Origin of the sequence: Roseofilum capinflatum BLCC-M114 (assembly GCF_030068505.1) — a bacterium.
Lineage (GTDB): Bacteria > Cyanobacteriota > Cyanobacteriia > Cyanobacteriales > Desertifilaceae > Roseofilum > Roseofilum capinflatum.
On sequence record NZ_JAQOSO010000117.1, the window covers coordinates 16398 to 34685 of the forward strand.

The 18288-nt window shown below is 46.0% G+C and carries 17 protein-coding genes; 10 read left to right on the forward strand and 7 right to left on the reverse strand.

Annotation, left to right across the window (positions count from 1 at the left end):
- Positions 1-45: 45 nt before the first annotated feature.
- Entirely contained in the window at positions 46-939 is an 894-nt protein-coding gene (locus PMG25_RS23010) for an AEC family transporter (RefSeq protein WP_283769242.1), read from the forward strand.
- A gap of 10 nt (positions 940-949) precedes the next feature.
- Positions 950-1918: a type II secretion system F family protein gene (locus tag PMG25_RS23015; RefSeq protein ID WP_283769243.1), complete on the forward strand. Its 969-nt coding sequence runs from the start codon at positions 950-952 to the stop codon at positions 1916-1918.
- A gap of 21 nt (positions 1919-1939) precedes the next feature.
- Here PMG25_RS23015 and PMG25_RS23020 read toward each other — a convergent pair whose 3' ends face one another.
- Together PMG25_RS23020 and PMG25_RS23025 are read right to left on the reverse strand one after the other, a co-directional pair.
- Positions 1940-2149, reverse strand: coding sequence for a hypothetical protein (locus tag PMG25_RS23020; protein WP_283769244.1), 210 nt, complete (start codon positions 2147-2149; stop codon positions 1940-1942).
- Between the two features lie 24 nt (positions 2150-2173).
- Entirely contained in the window at positions 2174-2773 is a 600-nt protein-coding gene (locus PMG25_RS23025) for a 7-carboxy-7-deazaguanine synthase QueE (protein ID WP_283769245.1), read from the reverse strand.
- A gap of 105 nt (positions 2774-2878) precedes the next feature.
- On the opposite strand from PMG25_RS23025, the gene PMG25_RS23030 reads away from it, so the two are divergent.
- The 4 genes from PMG25_RS23030 (at position 2879) to PMG25_RS23045 (ending at position 4595) form a co-directional block, all read left to right on the forward strand.
- Positions 2879-3592, forward strand: a complete 714-nt coding sequence (locus PMG25_RS23030) for a hypothetical protein (protein ID WP_283769246.1) — start codon at positions 2879-2881, stop codon at positions 3590-3592.
- A gap of 93 nt (positions 3593-3685) precedes the next feature.
- Positions 3686-3910, forward strand: a complete 225-nt coding sequence (locus PMG25_RS23035; RefSeq protein ID WP_283769247.1) for a hypothetical protein — start codon at positions 3686-3688, stop codon at positions 3908-3910.
- A gap of 32 nt (positions 3911-3942) precedes the next feature.
- On the forward strand, positions 3943-4272 hold the full coding sequence (locus tag PMG25_RS23040) for a DUF6883 domain-containing protein (RefSeq protein ID WP_283769248.1): 330 nt from the start codon (positions 3943-3945) through the stop codon (positions 4270-4272).
- Positions 4272-4595 (forward strand): DUF4926 domain-containing protein, encoded by a 324-nt coding sequence (locus tag PMG25_RS23045; RefSeq protein WP_283769249.1) that lies wholly within the window; start codon positions 4272-4274, stop codon positions 4593-4595. The genes PMG25_RS23040 and PMG25_RS23045 overlap by 1 nt, the downstream gene beginning before the upstream one ends.
- 513 nt (positions 4596-5108) lie before the next feature.
- Here PMG25_RS23045 and PMG25_RS23050 read toward each other — a convergent pair.
- From PMG25_RS23050 to PMG25_RS23070, 5 genes are all read right to left on the reverse strand, one after another.
- The gene (locus PMG25_RS23050) at positions 5109-6290 is read right to left on the reverse strand and encodes an AI-2E family transporter (protein ID WP_283769250.1); all 1182 of its coding nucleotides are present in this window, start codon (positions 6288-6290) and stop codon (positions 5109-5111) included.
- Between the two features lie 68 nt (positions 6291-6358).
- Positions 6359-6829 carry a C6orf136 family protein gene (locus PMG25_RS23055; RefSeq protein WP_283769251.1) on the reverse strand — a complete coding sequence of 157 codons (471 nt, stop codon included), beginning with the start codon at positions 6827-6829 and terminating at the stop codon, positions 6359-6361.
- Positions 6830-6902: 73 nt separating this feature from the next.
- Positions 6903-7238 (reverse strand): XisI protein, encoded by a 336-nt coding sequence (locus PMG25_RS23060; protein WP_283769252.1) that lies wholly within the window; start codon positions 7236-7238, stop codon positions 6903-6905.
- Complete coding sequence (locus PMG25_RS23065) at positions 7226-7639, reverse strand: element excision factor XisH family protein (RefSeq protein ID WP_283769253.1); 414 nt, start codon at positions 7637-7639, stop codon at positions 7226-7228. The genes PMG25_RS23060 and PMG25_RS23065 overlap by 13 nt, the downstream gene beginning before the upstream one ends.
- 61 nt (positions 7640-7700) lie before the next feature.
- A complete protein-coding gene (locus PMG25_RS23070; RefSeq protein ID WP_283769254.1) occupies positions 7701-9185 on the reverse strand; it encodes a diguanylate cyclase in 1485 nt (494 codons plus the stop codon).
- A 162-nt stretch (positions 9186-9347) separates the two neighbouring features.
- On the opposite strand from PMG25_RS23070, the gene gcvH reads away from it, so the two are divergent.
- From gcvH to PMG25_RS23090, 4 genes are all read left to right on the forward strand, one after another.
- Positions 9348-9749 carry a glycine cleavage system protein GcvH gene (gene gcvH / locus PMG25_RS23075; protein WP_283769255.1) on the forward strand — a complete coding sequence of 134 codons (402 nt, stop codon included), beginning with the start codon at positions 9348-9350 and terminating at the stop codon, positions 9747-9749.
- A gap of 215 nt (positions 9750-9964) precedes the next feature.
- Complete coding sequence (gcvP, locus tag PMG25_RS23080) at positions 9965-12961, forward strand: aminomethyl-transferring glycine dehydrogenase (protein WP_283769256.1); 2997 nt, start codon at positions 9965-9967, stop codon at positions 12959-12961.
- A gap of 553 nt (positions 12962-13514) precedes the next feature.
- A complete protein-coding gene (locus PMG25_RS23085; protein ID WP_283769257.1) occupies positions 13515-17408 on the forward strand; it encodes a class I SAM-dependent DNA methyltransferase in 3894 nt (1297 codons plus the stop codon).
- Positions 17409-17523: 115 nt separating this feature from the next.
- Complete coding sequence (locus PMG25_RS23090; RefSeq protein WP_283769258.1) at positions 17524-17922, forward strand: Fur family transcriptional regulator; 399 nt, start codon at positions 17524-17526, stop codon at positions 17920-17922.
- Positions 17923-18288: the final 366 nt, after the last annotated feature.

The window sequence follows — 18288 nt, forward strand, 5'->3', positions numbered from 1 at the left end:
GAGATCCCCTAAACCTCTTGGTGTTTGTCCTCCTGCCTTTTTGTAATGAATGTTATTTTATCTGCCTTAGTCCCCGTTACTTTTATCATTTCCATTGGTATTATTGCCGGTCGCACTTTGACTCTGGAACGTTCGACCCTTTCTCAATTGGCGGTCTATATTCTGACTCCGGCTTTAATTTCGAGTAGTCTCTATCAAGCCCAGTTATCCACCGACACGACTCTGGGTTTGATTATGGGATATCTGATAACTTCGCTCTTAGTCTATGGGGTGTCTCTGGGAGTTAGCGCCTTACTGAACCTGAAATCTGGAGTGCAAAAAAGTTTTATCGCCACTTCTATGTTTGCTAATACGGGCAATATGGGCCTGCCGTTTGCGACCTTTGCGTTGGGAGAAGCGGGTTTAGATCGGGCGATTGTATGCCTGATTGTGTCGAGTTTAATTATTTTTTCCACGGGCCCGGCCTTGTTGCAAGGGGGAGGATTACGAGATAGTCTGCGCCTGATTATCAGGTTACCGCTCATTTGGGCGATGGTGGCTGGGTTGGTTTTGCGGGTTTTTTCGATTGATCTTCCCTTACGACTCGATGATGGGTTAGATCTCTTAGGCAGTGCTGCAATCCCGATCGCCCTAATTGTCCTCGGCATTCAATTAAGCACCACTGCCTTTAAAATAGGACTCTATGAGGGTATCACGGCAATCATTCGTTTGCTAGTGGCCCCAGGGATTGCGTATAGTGTGGGTCGAAGTTTAGGACTAGAGGTGCTGGATGTGCAAGTTTTAATCTTGCAAAGTGCAATGCCAACGGCTGTGAATACGGTGGTGTTGGTGACTCAATTTGGGGGGGATGCGTCATGGGCAGCTCGGACAGTGGTGGTGTCTACGGTGATGTCTTTAGTGACGCTGCCGTTAGTCCTGTGGGTAACCTTGATGCTTTAGGAGTCGGGCATTGAAGACCCAGGAAAAAGTCTTATTCTTTACGAATTTAGCGGAGTTGCTCCAGTCCGGAATTACCCTCAGACAAGGGTTAACCTTGGCGGGACGGGAGAGCGATCGCCATTTCCAATGTTATCTTCAAGGAGCCAGTCGCGCCCTACGCAATGGTCAGGATCTCGCTTCTGCGCTCACGGTTCGTACTGCTGCTGAGGGCAAACGGCAAACCTACTTTGATCCTTGGACGATCTCCGCGATCCGGTTAGCCGAAACCCAGGGAACTTTAGTGGAAACTTGCCTGATTTTAGCCGAAATCACCCAAACTCAAGGGAAATGGAAGACCTATTCTCAATCCATTCGTAGTAGTACCTTGTTGGCGCTGTGGAGTCTGTTAACCCTGCTGGCAGGCATTTTGAATGCCAATATGGCCGCCTTACTGCATCCCATGTTTTGGCTTCAGAGTGCGGCGATCGCTCTTTTCCTATGGATACTCGCCTTTTCTCTACCTCAATATTTCGGCCCCACCCTGGTCAAAATAGGCCGTTATCTGCCCCTGGTGCGTCCCTTTATCGAAGCCTATACCCTCTGGTATTTATCCCAATTGCGCCTACCCTTAAGCTGTGGAATGCCCATCCTCACCGCCCTAGAATGGGTGCAGCAACAGACCCCTCATGTGGGCATCAAAAAAGAGTTAGCCCGCATTACCCGGCACATGCGGCGAGGGCAAACCTTAAGTGATACCTTGCAAGGCATATTTCCTCCCCTGGCGATCGACTTTCTCCGCACAGGAGAAGAGACGGGAGAACTCGACTTTGCATGGCAGCAGATTGGCCAACATTACCAGGCAGAATTGGAGAAAGGATTAAAGTTTATGGCCAGCAGTTTACGGTTAATCAGTATTTTGGCTTTGAGTAACCTAATTATGATTGTCTGTATTCGCGGAATGTTTGTCCTTTTGAATGCAACTAATCCTGTGCCATTTTAATCGCGAGTGAGCCGCTTCCTTTCAGCCATCGGGAAACTGCCAACACAAGATGCGCTCAAGGCGATCGCTCCCACATTGGGGACAGGGCTGATCTTCCGAAGACCCCACCCACTCATAGCCACACTGATGACAGTGGGAAAACACATTATGCTGGTTCGCCACTTCAATTTTACGCTTCCAGCGATCGATTTGCTCGATTTGGGGGCGATCGGGTTCAAAAGGAGAGTTCATAAGCAGTCAAAGAAACAAACATCTTCAAGGGCAACCCAAAAACTTATGGCTTTGTAAACTCATCCGCCATTCTGGGTGATGCAAAATAAACTTAACCGTTATATCAATCGTCTCTGGACTATTCCATTCCGGTTGCAAAAACTTAACCACCCGATCATCAACCCATTGGGCATATTTCTGTGCCCACTCTAGATCCTCAGCACCAGTAATCACCACCTTCAATTCATTCACATAATCCCCAATACTCAAATCCGGAGACTTAAACCGCTTCGGCGAAAACGTCACCCAATCAAACGTCCCCGACAACGGATACGCTCCCGAAGTTTCTAGATGCAACGGTAGACCACATAAAGCCCTTAAGCCCTCCGTCAATTCATGTAAATCATGCATTAATGGCTCCCCCCCCGTAATCACCACCATACTCGGATTCACTGCTAAAACCTCTTGAGCCAATTGCTCAACTGAATATTGGGGATGCTTATCCATTGGCCAAGACTCTTTCGTATCACAAAACCAACATCCCACATCACACCCTGCAAGGCGAATAAAAAACGCATTCCGTCCCATCCAATAGCCTTCTCCTTGGATAGAATGAAACGTTTCTACAATAGGGTAACTTTTCACCGATCGCCATCAATCCCATACAAACATGATCTCTAGTCTAACAGTTGTCCTCCCCCTTGGGTTATAATAACCAAGCATTATTGCCATCAACCCAAGGGGGAAATCATGAACCATATCGGTTGTAAATTAGGGTGTAGAGCGATCGCATTACTAGCATTCTGGGGGGGACTCACTACGGGCAATTCTCCCCGAAAATTGGCCCACGCTCAACCCCCCCAAGTCATGTATGGAAACTATATCACCGTCAGCGCTCCCACCTCAGAGCCACCCCCAGCCAGTGCTACCAACAAACAACTCCAACCCCCTCCCCCAGTTCCCCTCTCTCCTGCACCCCAAACCGAGTCCCCAGAACCAGAATCACGCACCGCCCAAGAAACCCGCCAATCCGATCCCAGACCCCCCGTAGGCAGTTACTTTGGCATTGGGGGAACCATCGGCTTAACCGATGGAGAAACCGCCTTAGGCAGTGGCGGTTTCTCTTTAGTGAGCAAAGGAGCATTGAGCGAATATTTGACCTTGCACAACGCCACATCTTTCGGCAAACAAACCGCAAGTATGTTCGCCCTAACCGGTGAATTTCCCATCAGAAACGGTCAGACTCAAGAAGTCGTTGCCATGCCCTTTTTAGGCGGAGGAACCTTAGTCACCACTCAAGACGAATGGCGGTTTCATGGCTTAATTGTTGGCGGTGTTGATGTGCCCCTTTCCAGAGATTTCATGGGAACCATGCGAGTGAACACAGGATTTGTTGACGGCAAAACTGAAGTGGGAATTGTCTTAGGCGTGGGCTATCGATTTAATCTGTTTAACTTATTTTAAGTCTTTTTCTGCCCCATTTCCAGACAGCAACGAGAAGAGACACAAGAAACTCGGTTTCTGGGTCTCTACCTTTCTCTATCACAGGCTCTGATGATGCTTACCCTAGAAATGGCGATCGCCAAAATCCGAGCATTTCCCCCCGAACAACAGCATCAAGTGATTGAATTCATTGAACGCTTGGAAGGGCGATCGCACCAACTGCCTGAAAACACCAGCCCCGATCCTAGCTTGGACAAAGAGCAAGCCTTTTTTGAGCTGGCTGGCCTGTGGGAAAATAAAGAGATAACCCCTGAATCCTTGCGTCTACAAGCCTGGTAATGCACGATAATCAAAACCAACGAGAATAAAATATGGTTTTCTTACCAGAAGACTCTATTATTAACCCATCAAAACTCACCCAATATTTACTCGTCCAACTTCCTAAAGATGATAAATCTAAATTCCTAGCCCAGGCAGGATATACATTAGAGAACTGGCAACAACTCGAACAAGATTTAAGAACCCAAGTCCTTACTCAACCTGCTGAACCCATCGAAACTACCCCCTATGGTCAAAAATATATGATTCGGGCAACATTGCGAGGTCAGAATGGCATTGAACTCAAAACCTTAACCATATGGATGACCAATAATAATGGAACCCGATTTGTAACCCTAGTCCCCGACAAAGGAGAAAATTAATGAAAACTCAACATCCTTTATTTTCCCAAGTTGCCCTCACTGAAGACTTGCCCCAATATCAGCTAAAACAAGGCGATACTGCCACCATTGTTGAATATTATCCCATGCCAGAGTCCCAAGAAGATGGGTATAGTTTAGAAGGGTTTGATGTTCCGGAAATCACCATTGAAGTAAGGGCTTCACAGATTATACTCTTGAGTGACTATTTGAGAGAAGAAGCGATTTTAAGTAAATTTCGCAATCTGTCAGAACAGCGACAACAACAACTAGAGGAATACCTTGATTTTCTTTGGCAAAAAGACCAAACGACTCCGGTGAGTTAAGACGTGCGATCGCCAAGAGACGCGGAGGAACCCGGATTTCTCAATCAGGCAGAAGGATCTTGTACTAAATTCGCGATCGCTTCTCCTAATCGCGTAATATCAAGTCCGGTTTCCGCAAGCGGACATGAAAATTTGTTAAGAAGCGGGCAAGATGCCCGCACTCCTCGAATTCTTTGATATGACTGGAGTGGGAGCATCTTGCTCCCTGGATTTTTAATTAGGGTATTTCCGCTTCGCGGACATGAATAAGCGAACTTGATATAAAATGCTTTGGATTAAGAGTGAGCAGCATATCGACATTAGCTTTAAGGGCGGCTTCAGCAATCAATGCATCGTAAATATTGGTATCAAACAAAACTTGCATTACCCATCAAATCATTTATTCTTTCTTCTCGAATCAACGATACCCAATCCACTGGAGGCAAGGGTTCTTGAGTTTTAATCACCAAAAGACCATCAACACAAACAAAGGGACTTTCATCGAGGGAGCGGGTTTAATTTATTTAAATTATTCTAATTGTCCTGAGTCCCTTCCCCTCGATTTTCAGATGAATCAGGTTCTGAAGATAACCGTTCTCGATCTTCAGAACCTGGTAATGCCTGTTGCTCATTATCTTCTATATCTTCTGCCGATCCTTGCAGAATGGTGGCTAAATGTGAATTAGGATTTTCCAATACCCATTGGTCAAGAATGTCTTCAATCAGCAGTCGTTTAATCCACACCTGGGCAATGACAGCTAAAGGAAGAGCTAAAAACAGACCAATAATCCCAAAAAGCTGTAAACAAGTAATTTGAGCCAGTAGAGTCGCTGCGGGTAACAGAGAAACTTGTTTAGCCATTACCGTAGGGGTTAACCAATAGCTTTCCACTTGCTGGACTACCACATATAAAATCAGAACTGCACCAGCCTTGAGAAATCCACCCGTGTCTAAAAGGGCAACGGTCATGGGTAAAACAACACTTAAGGTCGGGCCAATATTGGGGATAAAATTGAGCAGCCCAGCCAGCAGAGCATGGGCTAACACCAGGCGCACACCAATAATGGATAATCCAATAAAACTGAGTGTACCAATGAATAGGGAGTTAAGAATAATGCCACCAAACCAATTATCTAAGGCAATTTCACATTCTGATAAAATACTATCGGCTCGCCGTCGATAAAAGGAGGGAAAAAGGCGCACTAATGCTCGACGATAGGAGAGAGGATCGCCTAAAAACATTAAGGTTAAGACAATCACCAGCAGGAATTGACCAACGGCAATAACGGAGTTAGAAAAGAAAGAGTAGAAGTTACCAAATACTTGGGTTAGGAAGGGTTGAATTTGTTGAAAACCACTGGACAAATCAGGAGGTTCTGGCAACCAAGGGGGAGTATTTGCTCGCCATTGGTAGAGTAGAATCCGCAGTTGTTCAATTCCGGTGGGAATCAGATTAATTAGAATTTGGAATTGTTCAATGAACGGCGGAACAATAATCCAATAGAAGAGGAGAAAACAGAGAAAGGTAACACTGATAGTGACTAAAACAGATAATCCTCGACTGAGACCGAATTTTTGCACCAGACGTACCCCTCGGTTGAGGGCTGTAGCAAGTACAATTGCTGTAAATAAGAGTAACAAAATACCCCGTATTGTCCAGAGGATATAAAGTGATGCCACTAAACTAAAAAATCCAAGTAATTGACCGAGTGTCACCGGGGTTCCTCCTCATCGATGGGGAATAGGGAATGGGGAATAGGGAATAGGGAATGGTTCTTGTTCGGCTATTTTACTTGAGGGCTGGTCGATCGCGGCAGAAATTGCTTTAAAATCTCTATGGGTTTACGATCCCAGGTATCTACATGGCGATCGATGAGTCCTTGGTCATTGAGGGTATAGGTGGAATGGCCATCAAAGTTAATTTCCGCTCTCCAGGGGACGCGCAGTTTGCCGCGCACTGTCCAGTCTACACGCAGGGTTTGGGGGGGCAAAAATTGCATCTGATGGACATCAAAGTAGAGTTCGGTGAAAAATAATTGACCGTGAAAGCGCAGTGTCCAAAAGATGATCCGGTAATTAAGTTTGCCCTTAAATTCACTGATGGGGTCTTGAAAGAGGATATCGGCAGTATAAATATCGGTGTTAATATCTTGTTCAAATAAGGTGGGTAAATCTTGTTGCAAGATCTCTATCACCCGTTTAACCTGGGGTGGGAGTGCCTCTGCGTTCGTGGATGGGGCTGATTCTGAGTTCATCGATGGAGTCGTGGAAATAGCTTTGCGATCTATTTTAAGAAACTTTTTGGGCTAGGGCAGCAGTTTAGACCCACTAACTCACAGCAAATCCATTATAGGGACGCATGAAGGGTGCATGATAAGCTAAAACAATGCGATCTTTGGGGATTCCCCGTTCTGTCAGTTCGTTGGCGACTCCTACTTCAGTGCCATCATACTCAATCCAAATTTTGTCATCTTTAATGTCAATATGAATTAAGGCTCCATAAACGCGCCGTTTGTTCATCCATCCCGTCCGCACCACTTGATAGCGATCGCGCTCTACATCAAACACAACCCCAATTTCTACCTCCCCAAATATCGGTTTAACTTGACTATGGCTCAGTAAAATCTCTTGGATGATTTGACGATAGGTTTCTATTCGATCCATTGCACGATCCTCGATTCTTCTACATCATAAATGAGTAAATGGAGCTGATATTCCCGGACTCCCTCTTCAATAAATCGGAGACGAAAGAATTCATCATAGGTTGGATGGGGTACGGCCAAATACAGAGTACGTGAGGGATCTTGTACTCTCAGAGCGCGTCGATAATTGAGATATTGACCGACGGCTGTGTGAAACTCAGAAATGGCAGAGGGATTGATGAAACTCTTGACCTCTACAGCAATTTTATCCCGATCTCGTTCGGCAGCCAAGAGTAATTCAGCACCCAAGTCAATTTGCATTTGTACCTCTCCATAATCCAGAGGAAATGGATCGTGGGTAATCAGCCACCCTTGAGCAATTAAGGCATCTTTAACCACAGAGTGGAACGCATCTCTAGCCATGAGTAATTTTGCCTTTCTCTTGCATTTTTCTCTATTTTATCGGGATATGGCGATCGCCCTATCAGCCAGCCCCTTCATTGACGACAATGCGATCGCGTCCTTGATCTTTGGCTTGATACAATGAAGCATCGGCGGTAGCAATCAGGCTCTCTGGGGAAAGGGCGATACTGGGAACCAAACAAGCTACGCCTAAGCTCAAGGTAACATAGGGTTGGACATCAGAATTGGCATGAGGCAATTGTCGCTCCTTAATGCCCTGATGAATGCGTTCGGCAACCCGAAAAGCCCCTAAACTATTGGTATTGGGCAATAAAACCACAAACTCTTCCCCCCCATAGCGAGCCACTAAATCCCTAGAGCGTCTGACTGCTTCTACCATCACCTGAGCCACTTGGCGCAAACAGTCATCCCCAGCTAAATGTCCATAGCAGTCGTTATAGCGCTTAAAATAATCCACATCCGCCAGAATCATGGAAAGGGGTTGCACTTGATGTAATAATCGCGACCATTCCTGGTGCAATACTTGGTCAAAATGCCCCCGGTTGGCAACTTGAGTTAACCCATCGAGGGTAGCTAAACGAGTTAATTCTTGATTGGCTTGGCGTAAATCTGACTCGGCTTGTTTGCGTCGCATTAAGGAGGCTAACTGATTGGCCACGGATTGAACTAAAGTTAAGGAGCGCTGATGGGGATAATAAGGCGATCGCGAAAAAAACATCAATACCGCCAACACTTCCCTCTGCCAACAAATCGGAACCGCCAAAGCGCCCTTTAACCCCACCTCTTTCGCTTGCTGCATCCGGGGAGAGATCATCCGTGTGGCTTCAGAAATATCCTCAATCCATTCTAATTCTTTCGAGATCCAAACCCGTCCCGGTAAGCCTTCATGGGGGGTAAAGGCGATCGCCTCACTCAGATGACGAAAGGCCTCAAACTGGGGACTATGGCTATATCCCCCCCGACTTAAGCGTAACTGAGTCCCCCCCTGAGTCGGTATCCAAGCCTCGCCAAAATCCCAATCCATAGTTTGACAAATTTTAGCCAATACCCCCTCTAAGGCAGACTCAATATCAACCGCATCACTGAGGGCTTCCGTCGTATCGAGCAGCAATTGTAACTGGGCATTTTGTTCTTCTAACTCCCGTTGATATTTACGCAACCGGAGCTGATGCTCAATCCGCACCACCACTTCCACCGGTTCAAACGGCTTACTAATATAATCAACTCCTCCCACTTCAAACCCTTTGATTTTACTGGGAGTTTCATCCATACCACTAATAAACAATACGGGAATATGGGCAGTCAACTCCATGGATTTTAGATGTTGACAAACCTGATAACCATCCATCTCCGGCATCATCACATCCAACAGCACTAAATCCACTGAGCCAGTGAGGATATAACTGAAGGCTTCTTCTCCACTAGAGGCTGCATTGACTTTATATCCCTCCTTCACCAAAATTCGAGTCAGTAAACTGAGATTAGCTGGTGTATCATCAACCACGAGGATGGTCGGTTTTAATCGCTTCGAGAGTTTTCGACTCATGAATGGGTAATGGGTAATGGGTAATGGGCAATGGCCAAACCTCAACGGGCGATCGCCGCTTTTGAGTAATCATTCCTGGAAAATTAAAAGAAGATGGGCCGATCATACCCAAATCCTGATATATAACCAGTAGAGATTAGTCGAAAAAAATAGGAAGTTTCTATGGAATTAGAATATCCAGATGATCTAAAATACCTCGACAGCCATGAGTACGTGCGGCTTGATGGCGAGATTGCCACCATTGGCCTAAGCGCCTTTGCGATCGATCAACTCGGTGATATTGTTCATCTTGAATTGCCGGAAGTCGGAGATGCTCTCGAAAAAGAGGAATCGTTCGGTTCCATTGAATCGGTGAAAGCCGTTGAAGACCTCTATCCCCCCGTTACCGGTACGGTCACCGAACGTAATGAAGAGCTACTAGAGACCCCCGAAAACATTGGTGACGATCCTTACGGAGAAGGATGGTTACTCAAAGTTCGTATCGATGAGACTGAAGAGCTAGAGGGCCTGCTCTCAGCCTCAGAATACCGCGCTCAACTCGAAGGGGATGAGGACGATCATTAGACTTCTTGCAGAAGTCAGGGAATAGGGAATAGGGGATAGGGAATAGGTATCAGAATACAGGATTCCTCCATTACTCTTCATTTTCTGCCCAATCATGCAAAAGGAAAGAGTGTCATCAAAACGCCTATGGCACTCTGCAAGCCTTTGATTCTGTGAGATGATGTGAGATATGGATCGCCCATGCAGAATTTCAGACGTAAACTCTCAAAGCCAACATGAACACTGGATCAGTATCCCCAAACTCTTCTTCACTCGCGTCTGAGCAACAGACTCGCTCATTTGCCGATCGCCATTTAGGCCCGAATGGCAACGATATTCAACAGATGCTCAAACTGTTAGAAATCGATGACTTAGAGACCCTCATTGAGCGTACCATCCCCCCAGCGATCCAGCTCACTCGTCCTCTGAATCTCCCCCCCGCCGAAAGTGAAAATCAAGCCCTGAACACCCTCAAAGCCATCATGGGCAAAAACCAGGTTTTTCGGTCTTATATCGGCATGGGCTACTCGAACTGTATCACTCCACCGGTTATCCAACGAAATATCCTAGAAAATCCGGGCTGGTATACGGCCTATACTCCCTATCAAGCGGAAATTGCCCAAGGTCGTCTAGAAGCGCTCTTAAACTTTCAAACTCTGGTGATTGATTTAACCGGGTTAGAAATTGCCAATGCTTCCCTGCTCGATGAAGGAACGGCCGCAGCCGAAGCCATGAGCATGAGCTATGGCATCTGCAAAAATAAGAAGGCCAATAGCTTTTTTGTCTCACAAGAGTGTCATCCCCAAACCTTGGAAGTGGTGCAAACCCGCGCTCAACCTTTGGGTATTGAGGTCATTGTGGGAGACCATCGCCAGTTTGATTTTAGCCAACCGATTTTCGGGGCCCTGCTGCAATATCCGGCTACCGATGGCACAATTTATGACTACAGTGATTTTATTACTAAAGTCCATGAAGCGGGCGCTCTGGCCACTGTTGCGGCTGACCTTCTCAGCCTCACCCTGCTGACTCCTCCGGGAGAAATGGATGCGGATATTGTGGTGGGCAATAGTCAACGGTTTGGGGTTCCCCTGGGTTATGGTGGCCCCCATGCAGCTTATTTAGCCACCCGCGAAGCCTATAAACGGCAAGTTCCCGGTCGGATTGTGGGTCAGTCTAAGGATAAGGATGGCCGGCCGGCTCTGCGGTTAGCCCTGCAAACCAGGGAGCAACATATCCGCCGGGATAAGGCGACGAGTAATATTTGTACGGCTCAGGTGCTGCTGGCGGTGATTGCGTCGATGTATGCAGTGTATCACGGGCCGGAGGGTTTGAAGGCGATCGCCGAAACCATCCATCAACAGACCCTCTGGTTGGCAGAAGGTCTCAAGCGTTTGGGCTATAGCTTGCCCGATACTCAAGTTTTTGATACTTTACGGGTAAACCTGGGCGAAACCTCCTTAGAGAAGCTCTTAGCCGCCGCTCAGGAGAAAAAAATCAACCTCCGCACCCTGGATGAAAAGACTGTGGGCATCTCTCTGGATGAAACCACGACGCTTGCGGATGTGGTTGACCTGTGGGAGATTTTCGCCCGTTCCCTTCGACTCCGCTCAGGGAACGGTGGCTCAGGGAACGGTGGCTCAGGGAACGGTGGCTCAGAGAACGAAGCGGTCACCGAGCGGAGTCGAGGTGACCAAGGCCTACCCTTTACCGCAGAAGAGATTATCGCTTCTGCACCAGCGCCAGATTTTGGCAACTTCACACGCCAAAGTCCCTACATGACCCATCCCGTTTTCCAGCAGTACCACTCGGAAACCGAATTATTGCGCTATCTGCATCGCCTGGAATCTAAGGATTTGTCCTTAACCACCTCCATGATTCCCCTCGGCTCTTGTACGATGAAACTGAATGCGACAGCCGAGATGATTCCGGTGACTTGGCCGGAAGTGGGACAAATTCATCCCTTTGCCCCCTTGGAGCAAACCCAAGGCTATCAGGAAATGTTCCGTCTGTTGGAGGACTGGTTAGCCGAAATTACGGGTTTTGAGGCGGTGTCTCTGCAACCCAATGCCGGGTCTCAGGGCGAATATGCGGGCTTACTGGTGATTCACTCCTATCATCAGCATAACGGAGAAGGCGATCGCCATATTTGTCTAATTCCAGAGTCTGCCCATGGCACGAACCCCGCCAGTGCGGTGATGTGTGGGATGAAAGTAGTGGCGGTAAAATGCGATCGCCAGGGTAATATTGACCTCACTGACCTGAGAGCCAAAGCCGAAAAACACAGCGCCAAACTCTCCGCCCTCATGGTCACCTATCCCTCCACCCACGGCGTATTTGAAGAAGCCATTCAGGAAATCTGCGAAATTATCCATAGCCATGGCGGTCAAGTCTATCTCGATGGCGCTAACATGAACGCCCAAGTCGGTCTCTGTCGTCCCGGAGACTATGGCGCAGATGTTTGTCACCTGAACCTGCACAAAACCTTCTGTATTCCCCACGGTGGCGGCGGCCCAGGGATGGGGCCCATTGGCGTTGCCCCCCACTTGGTTCCCTACCTTCCCGGTCATAGCGTGATTGATTTAGGCAAGACCGAACAGAGCGCAGTCGCAGCCGCACCTTGGGGAAGTTCCAGCATCCTCCCCATTTCCTGGATGTATATTGCCATGATGGGGGCGCAAGGGTTAACGGATGCGACGAAAGTGGCGATTTTGAACGCCAACTATATCGCCCATCGCCTCGACCCCCATTACCCGATTTTATACACCGGCAAGTTCGGCTTAGTCGCCCATGAATGTATCGTAGACTTGCGCCCCTTGAAAAAATCAGCCGGTGTGGAAGCGGAAGATATTGCCAAGCGGTTGATGGACTACGGGTTCCATGCGCCTACCATGTCTTGGCCCGTTGCCGGAACCATCATGGTTGAACCCACCGAAAGTGAGTCTAAGGAAGAGTTAGACCGCTTCTGTGATGCCATGATTGCCATTCGCGAGGAAATTGCGGCCATTGAGCGGGGAGAGATGTCTGCGGAGGATAATCTACTCAAAAATGCTCCCCATACTGCTGAAATGCTGTTAGCAGATGAGTGGACGCATCCCTATTCGCGCCAGCAAGCAGCTTATCCTGCGCCTTGGACAAGGGAGTTTAAGTATTGGCCTCCGGTAAGGCGGATTGATAATGCGTTTGGCGATCGCAATTTCGTCTGTTCCTGCGCCCCCATGGAAGCCTATTCTTAAGCGATAGAGAGTCAGTAGAAACCGGGTTGGTCTTGGCAGGAAACCAGAAACCCGGTTTCTTTGCGCGGGTGGCGATCGCCTGGGCATACAGCAGAATGAGTTGACCTTATCCAAAAGCAACGGAGGTTGAGTGATGCTAAAGAGCAACTCAACCCTCATTAATCTAATGTACAAACCTTAACGTAATTAAGCTTCTTCAGAAACTATAGACCAAAACCTTGCGATCGCACACCATCATCGGTTAAGCGTTCGTAACTGCCATAGTTATAGAAGAATGCTAACATTATAGCAATTCTAAATGAGTTATAAATCATTGCCCCTCATCCCCCTACCCCCTTCTCCCACAGGCGCTGCCCTGCTTGCCCTGAGCGAAGTCGAAGGGAGCGAAGTCGAAGGGAGAAGGGGGAAAGTCCCTCTCCCGTGGGAGAGGGATATAGGGAGAGGGCATTTCCAATTGCACAATTCATTTAGACTAGCTATATTGTGGTGACCAATAATATTCGTCATTTTAGAGAAATTCCCAATTTACAGTTAGAGAATTGGTTGGCGGGCAATGAGTAAAATTTTACCAAGACAAGCATTAAACAAAGCTTTCCTGAAAGTTAAGCCTACCCGGAGTGAGATTGAAAGCTTTAAAACCAGTCTGAAAACCTTACTCGCGCAAATTAATCCCGCAGAGTCAGAAGAGTTTCATAAAAATCTGATTGCTGATTTTTTGAAGAACACCTATTATCGGGGAAACTATTTTATTAATACGAAGGGACGGAACGACCTGGTGATTCACCCCGGCAAAACGGCTGAGAGTTCTGTGGGGGTGATTCTAGAGTTCAAAAAGCCGACTAATAAAAGTGAGATGCTGACGGTGGATGATTTGAACAGGAAAGCTTTGCACGAGTTGGTTTTGTATTTCTTGCGCGATCGCATCACGAATAACAACCTGGAAATCAAATATTTAATCGCCACTAATATTTATGAATGGTTTATTTTTGATGCTAGTCTGTTTGAAACAGCGTTTGTACAGAATCAAACATTCCTGAAGCAGTTTAAGGATTTTGAAGCCGGACGCTTAACCAGTCAGAAAACTGAGTTTTTCTATTCTGAAATTGCTCAACCGGCGATCGCTGCCATTGAGTCATCGATAAAAAATTCCTCCTCTGGCTTCCCCTTTGTTAAGGGGGACGGGAGGGGGATCGAATATACTCATTTTGATATTCGCGACTATCAGGCAATTCTACAGAATCCTGAAAAGCCAAATGAGCATCAACTGATTGCCCTGTTTAAACTGCTGTCCCCAGAACATTTATTAAAGTTGCCCTTTGCCAATGATAGTAATAGTCTGGATCGAGGCTTTTATAACGAATTGTTACATATTATTGGGTTGACGGAAACGAAACAAAAGAATAAAAAAATCATTCAACGGCAAAAATCCGGTAAACGCAACTCAGGGTCTTTAATTGAAAATGCGATCGGCCAACTGGATGATTTAGATAAACTTTCTCGTTTAGACAACCCAGAACAGTTTGGGGACAGTGAATCAGAAATACTGTTTAACTTGGGGTTGGAGTTGGCCATTACTTGGATGAATCGGATTTTGTTTCTCAAATTATTGGAGGCGCAATTAATTCGATACCACCACAATGATTTATCTTTTGGGTTCCTCAATTTAGGGACGGTGAAAAATTATGATGACTTAAATACGCTGTTTTTTAGTGTGTTGGCTCGCAAACCGGGGGAAAGGAGCGATCGCTTACAAGAAAGCTTTCGCCATGTTCCCTATTTGAATAGTTCTCTGTTTGAACCAACGGAGATGGAACAACAGACGATTGTGATTAGTAATCTCCGAGATGAGACTCTGCCAATTTTTGCGGCCACGGTGTTGAAAGATAGCAATGGCAACAAGCGCACCGGAGAAATTAACGCTTTAGAATATTTGTTTGAATTTCTCAATGCTTATGATTTTAGCAGCGAGGGGTCTGAAGAAATCCAAGAAGAGAATAAAGGATTAATTAATGCTGCGGTGTTGGGCTTGATTTTTGAGAAAATTAACGGTTATAAAGATGGGTCTTTCTTTACTCCTGGGTTTATTACTATGTATATGTGCCGGGAAACCATTCGCCGCGCTGTGGTGCAGAAGTTTAATCAGGTGAAAGGCTGGAATTGTCAGGATATTAATCAGTTGTATGACCGGATTTCTGATAAGTCAGAAGCAAATCAAATTATTAACAGTTTAAAAATTTGCGATCCGGCAGTGGGGTCGGGTCATTTTTTAGTGTCTGCCCTGAATGAGACGATCGCCATTAAAAGCGAGTTAAAGATTTTATTGGATAGACAGGGTAAGACTTTAAGAGATTATCACGTTGAAGTGGTGAATGATGAGTTAGTGGTAATTGATGATGATGGATTGTTATTTGAGTATCATCCGAAAAGTCGGGAAAGTCAGCGAGTCCAAGAGACGCTGTTTCACGAAAAGCAGACGATTATCGAAAATTGTTTGTTTGGGGTGGATGTTAACCCCAATTCGGTAAAAATATGTCGGTTGCGGTTGTGGATTGAATTGTTGAAGAATGCTTATTACAAGCCCTCACCCCTAACCCCTCTCCCAGGGGGCGAGGGGAAAATAGAATATGGAGAGTTAGAGACTTTACCGAATATTGACATTAATATTAAGTGCGGCAATTCTTTGATTAGTCGGTTTGGATTAGATGCTGATTTGCGGGTGGCTTTGAAGAAAAAACAATATAGTATTGAGAATTATCGCGATGCGGTGCAAACTTATCGCCATGCGGAGAATAAGCAGCAGAAGCGGGAGATGGAACGGCTGATTGATGAGATTAAGGGAAATTTTCGGATGACGCTGCAAGGAGTTGACCCGAAGAAAACTAAGTTAAGACAGTTAGAGGGTGAGATTTATCGTTTGGAAAATCAGTTTTCGTTGTTTGAGGAGACGAAGGCAGAGAAAAAGAAGCGCGAGAGAAAAATCGCTAAGTTAAATAATCAGATTGATAAGTTACGAGTTGAAATTGAGGAGATAGAAAGCGGCAAGATTTATGAGAATGCCCTAGAATGGCGGTTTGAGTTTCCCGAAGTTTTGAACGATCGCGGGGATTTTATCGGCTTTGATGTGGCGATCGGCAATCCTCCTTATATTCGACAGGAGGAGATTAAGCAGTTTAAGGCATTTTTCCAGGAACGGTATCAATGTTATACGGGAATTGCGGATTTATTTGTCTATTTTTATGAGCTAGGGTTAGAGTTATTGAAAGAAGACGGTCATTTAACTTATATCTCATCTAATAAATATTTTCGAGCCGGGTATGGTCAAAAACTCCGTCAATTTTTGACCGAGACCACTACGATCGCTAATTTAGTTGATTTCGGGGATTTTCCGGTGTTTGAAGAGGCGATCGCCTATCCGAGTATTATTACCCTCAGTAAAATGCGATCGGATGACAGTCAACTTAAGGCATTGTCTTGGGATGCCACCAAACACAAAAATATTGAACAATTTGCCACGATATTACATGAAGAGGGTTTTAGCATTTCCCAGAATAATTTAACATCTGATGGTTGGCGGTTAGAATCTCCCGAAGTTTTAGATTTACTGGCAAAACTGCAAACAACTGGCACACCGTTAGGCGAATATGTGAACGGTAGATTTTATCGGGGGATTCTCACAGGATTTAATGAAGCTTTTGTGGTCGATCGCTCTACCCGCGATCGCCTAATTCAAGAACATCCCTCTTCTGCTGAAGTGTTAAAGCCTTTTTTACGCGGTCGGGATGTTAAACGCTGGTCTGTTGAATTTTCGGATCAATATTTGTTGTTTATTCCTTGGCACTTTCCCCTCCACGAAGACTCATCAATTACAGGGGCATCGAAAAAAGCAGAAACAGCATTGCAACAATACTATCCTGCTATTTACAAACATTTACTTGAGTTTAAAACTCAGCTATCTGGGAGAAACAAAGCTGAGACGGGGATTAGATATGAATGGTATGCTTTACAAAGATGTGCAGCCAGCTACTGGCAAGAATTTGAGCAACCTAAAATTATTATTCCGGCAATTACTAATAATGTTGAATACGCTGCTGATTTTTCAGGATATTATGGCAATGATAAAACCTCGATTTGTATTCCAGAACATATCTATTACACTTTAGGAATTCTTAACTCATCTTTGATGTGGTGGTTTATTCAACAAATTGCAGCCTCGAAACAGGGAGGTTTTTTTGAATTTAAGCCGATGTATGTTTCTCAAATACCGATCGCCAACGCTACGGAAGCACAGCAAACCTTATTAGAAAAATTAGTAGAGCAAATTCTCAACGCCAAAACATCCGACCCGCAAGCAGACATCACCGGATTAGAAGCGGAAATCGATCGCCTGGTTTATCAACTGTACGGCTTAACCGAAGCCGAAATTAAAATAGTCGAAAGCAGTACCTAGGATGAATCAACTCATCTGTGTGGAATTGAAGAATAGGCTTAAACCCGTTATCATAGCGGTTACTCATGCGTTTTCCATCGGTGAGGGGCAACCTGCCTACTCTCATGAACTGGTTATGAAATCTAAGTATACTCGCAGTCAGCAAAAAATCATTACACTACTCAAAGGCATTCAGCGATCGCTCTCTGCTCAGGATATCTATGTTGAACTGCGAAACCGCAGTCAAACCACCGGACTTGCAACCATCTATCGCGCTCTCGAAGGACTCAAACAAAAAGGTGCGATCCAATCTCGCACCTTAGCCAATGGAGAAGCCGTCTATACCTCCATTGAACAGGATCGACACCATTTAACTTGCTTGCGCTGTGGTAAGTCGATTATGCTTCCGGAATGTCCCGTGCATGACCTAGAAACGAGTCTGCAAAACTCCTACGAGTTCAAAATCTTCTATCATACCCTGGAATTTTTTGGACTGTGTGAACAGTGCCAACTTTTACCGGCTTCCGAGCTTTAAGAGGGTGTTGGTGAGCTTTGAATGGATTCCATGGGTAGTCCATGAGTAAGGTGGGCAGGCTCTGCTTGTAGAAGTTGAATCATGTCACTTATCCTCCTGCCCACTCTACTGGACCGGCAAGCTTAATTTTGGGGGTAAGAGTGTAGGTTGGGTTGAGGAACGAAACCCAACACCCGTCTGACGAAAGTTGGGTTTCACTTCGTTCAACCCAACCTACAGTTTTAAGCTTGCCAATCCACTACTGCCGTGACAACCCTAAAATGGTGGGTTACGGCGGATTGAGAGATTGCTGTCAGAGTCTAGGTTTTAGCCGCCTAACCCACCCTACGCTAATGCACTATTTTAGCTGTGTCACGGCACTAGGGA